Below are 8,941 nucleotides of genomic sequence, written 5' to 3' on the forward strand. Positions count from 1 at the left end.
TTTATTAAATGATTGATTTTCAATAATTTAAAATAAAAATAAAAACACAAGTATTTTAAACCACTATATTAATTGTAGATCCAATCAATATAATTTATTCATTTGTAAATAAGTTTGTATAAGTTTGTAAGAGTAAAACCTAAAGTATATGACCCAGGAAGAGTTATTAGTATTAGTATATAAGAAAGACGAAAGAGCTTTTACACATCTCTATGATATGTATTCTAAAAGTTTATTTTCAGTTATTAATGTTCTTGTACGAAATCGAGAAGAAGCCGAGGATGTACTTCAGGAAGTATTCGTTAAGATTTGGAAAAATATTGATTCCTATAATGAAAGTAAAGGACGATTCTATACATGGATCCTTAATATAGCAAGAAATACCTCTATAGATAAACTGCGATCCAAAAATTTTAACAACAGTCAAAAAAACCTTTCCTCAGATAATTTCGTAAATCTATTAGACGACAGTAACAAACTGGTCGACAAAGTGGATACAATTGGAATACAAGAGTTTGTCAAACGACTCAAACCAAAATGTATACAAATAATAGATTTATTGTTCTTTAAAGGATACACTCAACAAGAAGCTTCGGAAGAGTTGGAAATCCCTTTAGGAACCGTAAAAACACACAATCGAAATTGTATTAATGATTTAAGAAACTATTTGAAAGTATAATGGAAACAAAAGAATATATCGACTCCGGAATATTAGAACTCTACGTTTATGGTTTGCTAAGCGACACCGAAAATGAAGAAGTTACTACCATGGCTAATAAGCATCCTGAAATTAAGGAGGAAATTATTGCCATTGAGAAAGCAATTGTGGCCCTGTCCTCTAGTTTTTCACCCTTTCATTCGGTGGCTAACTATGAGAAGATCAAAGCCAAATTAGAGCTAAAACACACGCCAGTAATAGAAATGGAAACATCAAGAAACTGGGCACAATATATTGGATGGGCAGCTGCCGTTCTTTTATTGGTTGGTATTGGATTCCAATACAATCAATTGGAACAGACCAGCAATCAAGTTGTAAGTACTGAAATTGAAAAAGCAAAAGTTGAAAAAGAACTAAATCAATTAGAACTTAAAAACAAGCAAAATGAAATCGGTCTTGCGGTTGTAAGAGATACAAAGAATACCGTTGTAAGTTTAGGTGGACAGGCTGTAGCGCCAGAATCCTCTGCAAAAGTGTATTGGAACAAAGAAACTCAAGTAGTTTATGTTGATGCAGCAGGCTTACCAGAACCTCCAAAAGGAATGGTATATCAGGTTTGGGCTCTAAAACTGAATCCTTTGACCCCAACAAGCATTGGATTATTAGACAAGTTTGATGAAAACAACCAACGCATTTTTGCTGTTAACAACACTGCCGATGCAGAAGCCTTCGGAATCACATTGGAACCTGCAGGCGGAAGTTTAAGCCCTACAATGGAGCAATTATATACCTTAGGAAAGGTATAGTGATTTATACAATAGCATTCCCTTTAAAACCAGACTTTCAAAACGAGAGTCTGGTTTTTTTACTTAAATCTGCTTTGGTTAACATATCTGATAAATGGAAACCATAACAATATAAAGTACCTTATATTTGCATTTTTTAAACAGTACATGAACTACACCTTACTTTCCTCTCCTTTACAAGGATTTACAGATTTCCGTTTTAGAAATGCGCAAAACAAAATTTTTGGCGGAATAGATACTTTTTATGCACCATACATTCGCTTAAACGGAAAAATGGTAATTAAATCCTCCTATCAGCGTGATTTATTACCAGAGAACAACTCCGAACTAGAAGTTATTCCGCAAATTATAACGAATGATGCCGATGAGTTTTTGTTTGTATCGAAGTATGTACAGGAATTAGGATATAAAGAATTAAACTGGAATTTAGGATGCCCCTACCCGATGGTAACCAAATGCGGAATGGGATCAGGATTGATAAGCAACACTGAAAAAATCAACCAAATTCTACATAAAGTTCATAACGAATCGGATATTATTGTCTCGATGAAAATGCGTTTGGGATATGATACTACCGAAGAAATTCTTGATGTCTTTCCTATTTTAGAAAAATACCCCATTAAGAATGTAGCGATTCATGCCCGCATTGGAAAACAATTGTACAAAGGTGGTGTCCACTTAGATGCTTTTCAAGCCTGTGTCGATAACACCAAACTTAAATTATATTACAACGGGGATATTACTTCGGTAGCGAAGTTCCACGAAATGCAAGCTCGTTTCCCTACCATCGACCATTGGATGATAGGCAGAGGCTTAATTGCTGATCCTTTTTTGCCAAGTATGATAAAAAGCAACAGCTTGGAATACCCAAAAAATAAAATGGAATTGTTTAGTGAATTTCATGACACCTTATACGCAGGATATAGCGAATCCTTATCTGGTTCCACGCACATCTTATTGAAAATGCACCATTTATGGGAGTACTTCTCTGTTATTTTCTCGAACCCTAACAAAGTGGCTAAAAATATAAGAAAATCAAAAAGTATTCGCAACTACGAGCAAACGGTGAAAGAAGTTATAAAGGCGGGGTAAGCATTTTAAAAACATAGGCTTTACTGTACTTAGAAAGACGTTTCATTAAGGACTAAACATCCACATGGCTTGTCATGAAAAATCAGTGTTAAAATAGTGGATGCCTATCAACGACTCAACAGATTGTTCTTTAAAAGATTCTTTTAAAGAAAGGCATCCAATTTCAATTTACACACGTATTTGAATCTTTCCAAGTTATTATTGCTGCTAATTAGGGTACTGTAATTATTTTTCCATATTTGGTAAGACCACTTCCACTTCCTATTTTACCATTTTTATTTACATAAGAATTGGTGTTATTTACTCCAAATTCCCCAGCGGAAGAAAGAATACTAATATTAAAATTCAAAAGGGTAGTATTATTTTTTTGGACCGCCCCTGCAATGTTACTATTTATGTCGTATATTGAATTTGTTATAGGATAAAGGCTTATGGTTTCCGTTCCATAAATATCGCCAGATAGATCTAATCCTAAAGTATAAATATTGTCCTTGGATGAAATACTCGTAGGAGTTATAGATTGTAAAGTTGCATAACTACCCCTAAATGAAAATCTAAAATCTGAGGCTTGCAGTTCCCCACTTCCGGTATTAGTATTAAAAACAGCTCTGTTCATAGTAACTGTTATTTTAGCATCTGATGAATTAAATAAAACAGAGTCGAAAAAATTTCCTAACGTATTATTGGTATTTACAATTGGAGACCCAGTATATTCAGTTCCATTATTAGAAAAAACATTATTTATTATAGTTGTTTTACTTTGATCATTGACACTACCAGTATTGATAACAATACCAGAGTTATCAGTAAATAGATTGCCATCAAATAAATGATGATTAGTACCTAAAGTTGTCAGTCCCCAACCTTCACTAGAAATCCAAGACGAGAATGAAAAAAGAGTAGCCCCGGTATTATTTGTAAATGTTGAGTTTAAAACTTGAAATCTATTGACTCCCCTAAAATTACCTATCAGTCCTGAATTATTATCAAAAATACAATTATCTAACTTTACATATCTTTCTACGAAAAAAATCATACCACTGTTATTAGAAAAGGTACAGCCTGTAACGATAATTTTATTAGTATAATCTGCATCGTTGTCAGATGTCGTATCAGGTGTCGAACCAAAATCACTCGTAATAAACCTATTACCACTATTATTGGTAAACGTCGAATTAGTAAAACTGATCAATGAATTGTCACTTCCTGCATAGAAGGCATAACCCTGAGTATTTCCCGTGATACTAATGTCTGATGCTAAAACAGAGCTCTCAAAAGCATAAAAAATAGTTCCAGGATTTGTTGATGTTCCTTTTGAATTTTCAGTCAAAGTTAAGCTTGTAATGGTCAAAACTACACTCGGATCTAACGTAAACATTTTATAAATACTATTTCCTGAAATGCTTATAATGCTAGTTCCTGGTCCTGTGATAGTATAACTACTTTTTATATTAGGTAAATTACTAGTTAATGTTATTTTACCTATTAATCCGGCAGAAAAAACTATTTCATTGATAGTAGAATTAGAATTTGCTGTATTAATAGCTGTTCTTAAGGTCCCTACACTGTTATCGTCAATTAAACTTGTCACTGTATATGTACTTTGAGCTACACTCAATAATCTAAAAAATAAGCTTATTATTAGAATTATTTTTTTCATGTTTTAAATTTTATATCTATATTTTTCAAGTCGTTAATTACATCATTACTTTTGTTAATAATATACTTAACAAAAGTTGGATCATTTTTTTGTCTTAATGAATCCACATTAAAAATCAAATTTCGTGAGAAGAATTATATCCAATACTATAATCAAGTCCTTCATAGGCAATACGAGTAAACCCTGACGGTGTTTGAGCATTTGTGGTAAAACCAAATAATAAGATAAGATAGCCGCAACTAATTAATCTTCTAGAAATTTTGTTTAATACAACGTTCATTTGAAATAAAATGCAATTCATAAAGTATAATTTTATTAAATGTAATCGTCGTGTCTCAAAACCTTTTTTATCCAAATAAGATAAATTTATTACTTGTCTTAACAGATGCTAAATATCCAATTATTAAAATGAACTTTATTATATTTTATCGTATCCATGTTGAAAACCACGCATCTCTTGGGTCGGAATGTTTTCTGCCACCACCGAGATCTGCAAACCAGTGTACACCATTAGTATAATTACTTGAATGATACATTTTTGGCCATCCTGCAGCAGCGCCAGGACAGCAATACGCCCATTGCCAAGTACCCGAATTTACAACAAAGGTAGACGAGGCTCCATTTGCCCAGGTTGCTTCCCCATTCACGTCGTTTGCAGAACTCTTTAATGCCCCTATTGCTAATGGAGACGTCGAAGTTACTTTGTTTGCATAAGAGGTAGAAGAATTCCCTGCGCGTAATTGAACATCTGTAGATACGTTAGCTAATTCAATTACGGTCGCTCGCGGTAAATAACCCAAAACATTTGGAGAGGTAACGCTGCTGGCTAATGGTGCTGCAGTATACCCTGCCCCGACATTTAACAGCATCCATCCACCACCATCGGTACTCATATCTGCATAAATCTGAAAAGGAGTACCGCTATTTATGTTAGGGATAGAAATCCAATAAATACCATCGGTAGAAGCGGGATATGCTTGTTTTATTGCAGAAGCGCTTAAAGCTGCAGAAGCAAATGTAAGACCACTTCTCGGTTTTATACTTATTACTCGACCAAATTTATCTAAAGATGTGTCCGCTCCTGTGGCGCCATTAAGATCTATATAATTTGGTAAATTGAGCTCAAACCTACCGTTACTAGTTAAAACTGTGGCATTAATAACCGATACTTGTCCTATTTTACTCCAAGCAGAACCACAAGTCCCACTCGTTAAAAGCGCTCTATACCTTCTGGTCGATGTTATGCCAGAAAAAGCATAAGTAGTAGCAGTATTACTAATATCTGTCCAAACTATTCCACCGTCAGTAGAATATTGCCATTTACTAATTGTGCCTGTATAACCACTCAATGTTAATGTTCCTGAATTAGAGCCACCAAGAAAACTTTGATCTGAAACTGTACCTCCCATCGGAGCTGTACCTGCTATACATGAAATAGTATAAGCAGCAGTATAAACTGTACTAGAACAACTTGCTATCACTGCTCTGAAATAATACGTACCTGCTGTGGTAATTTGATACGACAAAGCCGTTGTAGTATTAGCAATATCTGTAACGGCAGATGCAAAAGTACTACTAGTTGATACTTGCCATTTAGTAACATTACCACTGTTACCATTCAAGGTAAAGTTAACATTAGCATTAACACAAATAGTGTTGTTATCAGCAACAATATTCCCAGCAACAACATTATCCACATAGATTCTTGTAGATGAGGTTGTTAAATTAGCACAACTTGGCGTATTTACTACAGCTCTATAATACGTGTTTTGAGTAATATTAGTTACAGTGTTTGTAGTTGTTGTGTTAGCTATATCAGTACCATCAGTTAAAAAGTCATCATACGAATATTGCCATTTTACCACGGTACCTCCGCTAACTAATCCGACCAAGTTTAATGTCGTACTGTTTGTAGGGCAAACTGTAGTGTTCCCGCCCGTAATACTTCCTGATGGCGCTCCCGTTAGTAACAAATCTCGCGTAAAAAAAACATTAGATCCTACATTATCCGTTGACATACCACCGTATTCAACTATATAGGATGCAAGATTTGTACTAAAATTTAAATCATTCCAATGACCTCCATTTCCTGCATAGAATTGTCCCGCATCTTCTCCAGCAGAATCATTGGGCTCACCATTGTTCCAATATGAAAATTGGTCCGTTTGGGTTACTGGTGACCCATTTCCTATAGAAAACAAGGTTCCTTTTTCTGGACCAGAAACCCAATGCCATTTCCCTTCTGCGTTTGCAGCATCAGCATATTTTGTTGTGCCAGTAGCCGCGTTAATGTAAACATCATTATCAGAGGCCCCCATCCAAGAATCTACTTGTATGATTTTCCAAATGAAATTAGTTTCAGCCAAAGATGTCATTGTTACTAAATATCCTTGACGACCAAAATAGGACTTGGTTGCCGCAGCTGCTAATGCGTTTGGCCAATTTATAGCTCCAGAAATATTTTCATAAAAGTGACCGTTCAAATTATTGTAATATTTATTTCCTGCAACAAAGCTCACTTGCCTTTGTTCTTGGTAACAAGTTGCAGAAACAGTTTGAATAGTGACAGTTCTCAATAATGCTTGCCAATTTGAAGCAGTGGTCGTTCCTGTAAATACCAAACTTCTGGTGTTTGTATTGAAAGTAGCGGCAGTAATTCCAGAAGGCAAAGTCCCAGTATAAGACAAGACATCTCCTGATGTATAACTACCCGAAATCGTAACTGTAAAGGATGTAATATTACCATCCGCAGTTATAGTAACTTGAGGGTCTATTGTCGATTGAACATTATTGTTAATAGATAACGTACTGTTTGTTCCAGATACATCAACAATAGTGGCTTGTGAAAAGCCCTTGCTTACAAAACACAATACTATTAATACAATATTTAGTGATTTTCTTATCATGTTTTAAATATTTTTAAATATCTAGTCTTTTTCGTTTTTATTGCTAAAAAATATTAGTAGAAATAGTCAAACTGAATTCTGTCGCCCATCACTAACGCATATCCACCATTACTTGCTGGAGTATAAGTCAAAGTAGTTCCAGATACGCTGTATGCACTATTACTTATCCTAACTCCATTGATATACATTTTTACTTTACTATTTATAGATTTAGTTTGTGCTAAAGTAAAACTGCTTTGCGATGCTGTAGCACTAAATTCATCAGCTACTTCACGAACTGAGGCTGTTGGAGTTCCCCAAGAAGTAACTCCAGCTCCATTAGTCGTTAATACCTGTCCGGTTGTTCCGTCCGTTTTAGTGTAGATTACAGCACCTGCGGTTAGCGTTCCGCTAGTTTTTACATTAGTTACAGCTGTGTTTCCTAATTGAATGGTATTGGTCGCATCTACTATTGCTCCATTACCTAAAGCAGTAGCATTGATTAAATTGTCCGCACTTACGTCAGCATCATAACCAATTACAACATTGTAACTCCCTGATATTATACTATTCCCTGATTGATAACCTAAAGTAATATTTCCTTGACCACCATTATTATAGCGACCTGAGTCCCTTCCTAATGCTATATTATTACTTCCTGTAGCCTCATCATATAACGATGCATTTCCCAGTGCAATATTATAAGAACCACTATTACCCTCTCTATATGCCCCTGTCCCTAACGAAACATTATGTGATCCTGAAGTGCCTTGATAATTCGCACCGTCTCCTATAGCAATGTTACTACTACCTTCTGTAGTATTTCTATTAGTGGTAAATCCGATAGCAACATTATTACTACCTGTAATGGAACGACCTGCTTGTTCGCCTATTCCTACATTGTTAATCCCTACCGTGTTTGAAACTAATGTAGATCTTCCTATACCGACATTTGAAGCCACACCCGCAGATCCTAAACCAACTACCAACCCTTTCACACTAATATCATTATTAAAAGTCTTTGAACCTGCAATAGTTTGATCAGTTGTTAAATCTACAAAATTTTGAGTTGATGAACCTGTACCACCATTAACTAAAGGTAGTATTCCTGTTACTTTAGAGATCAAATCAATACTTCCTGCAAGCATTGTATTAGTTACTTTGCTAGCTCCAATAGTAGTTGCATTACCAGAACTTGTAACATCTCCTGTTAAGTTAGCATTGGTAGTAACGTTTCCTGCAGTAAGGCCAGCAGCTGTGCCTGTAATATTTGTTCCTACAAGTGCAGAGGGTGTTCCCAAAGATGGTGTCACTAATGTTGGTGAAGTCGATAAAACAAAACCTCCTGTTCCTGTTTCGTCAGAAATCACTCCAGCCAATTCTGTTGATGTAGTTGATGAAAGCACATTTAACTTATCAGTAGTTACCACCAATGTTTTTGACGTTGGTATTGTGCTTCCGTTAATACTTGTTGCTGTTGCAACTCCTAAAACGGGTGTTACTAATGTTGGTGAAGCATTCATAACAAAGGTAGAACCTGTTCCTGTTTGAGAAGCTACAGCAGTTGCATTCCCAATACTTGTTATTGGACCTGTTAAGTTAGCATTCGTTGAATTATTTCCATTCAATTTTTGTATTGCCTGAAGTATATTATCTGTTGATGATACCGCACCTGCACCACTTGCATATCCAGTTAATACTTTACCTATTACAGTGGCATTGGGAACAGTTGCTGCATTACCTATCGATGTTACTTCTCCTGTTAAGTTAGCATTGGTAGTAACGTTTCCTGCAGTAAGGCCAGCAGCTGTACCTGTAATATTTGTTCCTACAAGTGCCG

General features: G+C 35.3%; 6 protein-coding genes. 3 read left to right on the plus strand and 3 right to left on the minus strand.

The features are described 5' to 3' along the window. Nucleotides 1-148: 148 nt before the first annotated feature. The 3 genes from BMW63_RS14990 (at nt 149) to BMW63_RS15000 (ending at nt 2,556) form a co-directional block, all read left to right on the plus strand. Nucleotides 149-679, plus strand: a complete 531-nt coding sequence (locus BMW63_RS14990) for an RNA polymerase sigma factor (RefSeq protein WP_074724284.1) — start codon at nt 149-151, stop codon at nt 677-679. Further along, nucleotides 679-1,464, plus strand: a complete 786-nt coding sequence (locus tag BMW63_RS14995; protein ID WP_074724285.1) for an anti-sigma factor — start codon at nt 679-681, stop codon at nt 1,462-1,464. Before BMW63_RS14990 ends, BMW63_RS14995 begins: the two co-directional genes overlap by 1 nt. 147 nt (nt 1,465-1,611) lie before the next feature. Beyond that, entirely contained in the window at nt 1,612-2,556 is a 945-nt protein-coding gene (locus tag BMW63_RS15000) for a tRNA dihydrouridine synthase (RefSeq protein ID WP_074724286.1), read from the plus strand. 211 nt (nt 2,557-2,767) lie between these two features. Here BMW63_RS15000 and BMW63_RS15005 read toward each other — a convergent pair whose 3' ends face one another. The 3 genes from BMW63_RS15005 to BMW63_RS15020 form a co-directional block, all read right to left on the minus strand. Next, nucleotides 2,768-4,216: an autotransporter outer membrane beta-barrel domain-containing protein gene (locus BMW63_RS15005; protein WP_074724287.1), complete on the minus strand. Its 1,449-nt coding sequence runs from the start codon at nt 4,214-4,216 to the stop codon at nt 2,768-2,770. Between the two features lie 425 nt (nt 4,217-4,641). Next, nucleotides 4,642-7,122, minus strand: a complete 2,481-nt coding sequence (locus BMW63_RS15015; protein WP_074724289.1) for a fibrinogen-like YCDxxxxGGGW domain-containing protein — start codon at nt 7,120-7,122, stop codon at nt 4,642-4,644. A gap of 53 nt (nt 7,123-7,175) precedes the next feature. Beyond that, nucleotides 7,176-8,941: beta strand repeat-containing protein (locus BMW63_RS15020; RefSeq protein ID WP_074724290.1), on the minus strand; the 1,766-nt coding region annotated here is incomplete at its 5' end.

The organism is Flavobacterium frigoris (assembly GCF_900111075.1).
Lineage (GTDB): Bacteria > Bacteroidota > Bacteroidia > Flavobacteriales > Flavobacteriaceae > Flavobacterium > Flavobacterium frigoris.

Coding starts and splice junctions, on each gene's coding strand:
- BMW63_RS14990 (WP_074724284.1), top strand. CDS start 149: ATGACCCAGGAAGAGTTATTAGTATTAGTATATAAGAAAGACGAAAGA.
- BMW63_RS14995 (WP_074724285.1), top strand. CDS start 679: ATGGAAACAAAAGAATATATCGACTCCGGAATATTAGAACTCTACGTT.
- BMW63_RS15000 (WP_074724286.1), top strand. CDS start 1,612: ATGAACTACACCTTACTTTCCTCTCCTTTACAAGGATTTACAGATTTC.
- BMW63_RS15005 (WP_074724287.1), bottom strand. CDS start 4,216: ATGAAAAAAATAATTCTAATAATAAGCTTATTTTTTAGATTATTGAGT.
- BMW63_RS15015 (WP_074724289.1), bottom strand. CDS start 7,122: ATGATAAGAAAATCACTAAATATTGTATTAATAGTATTGTGTTTTGTA.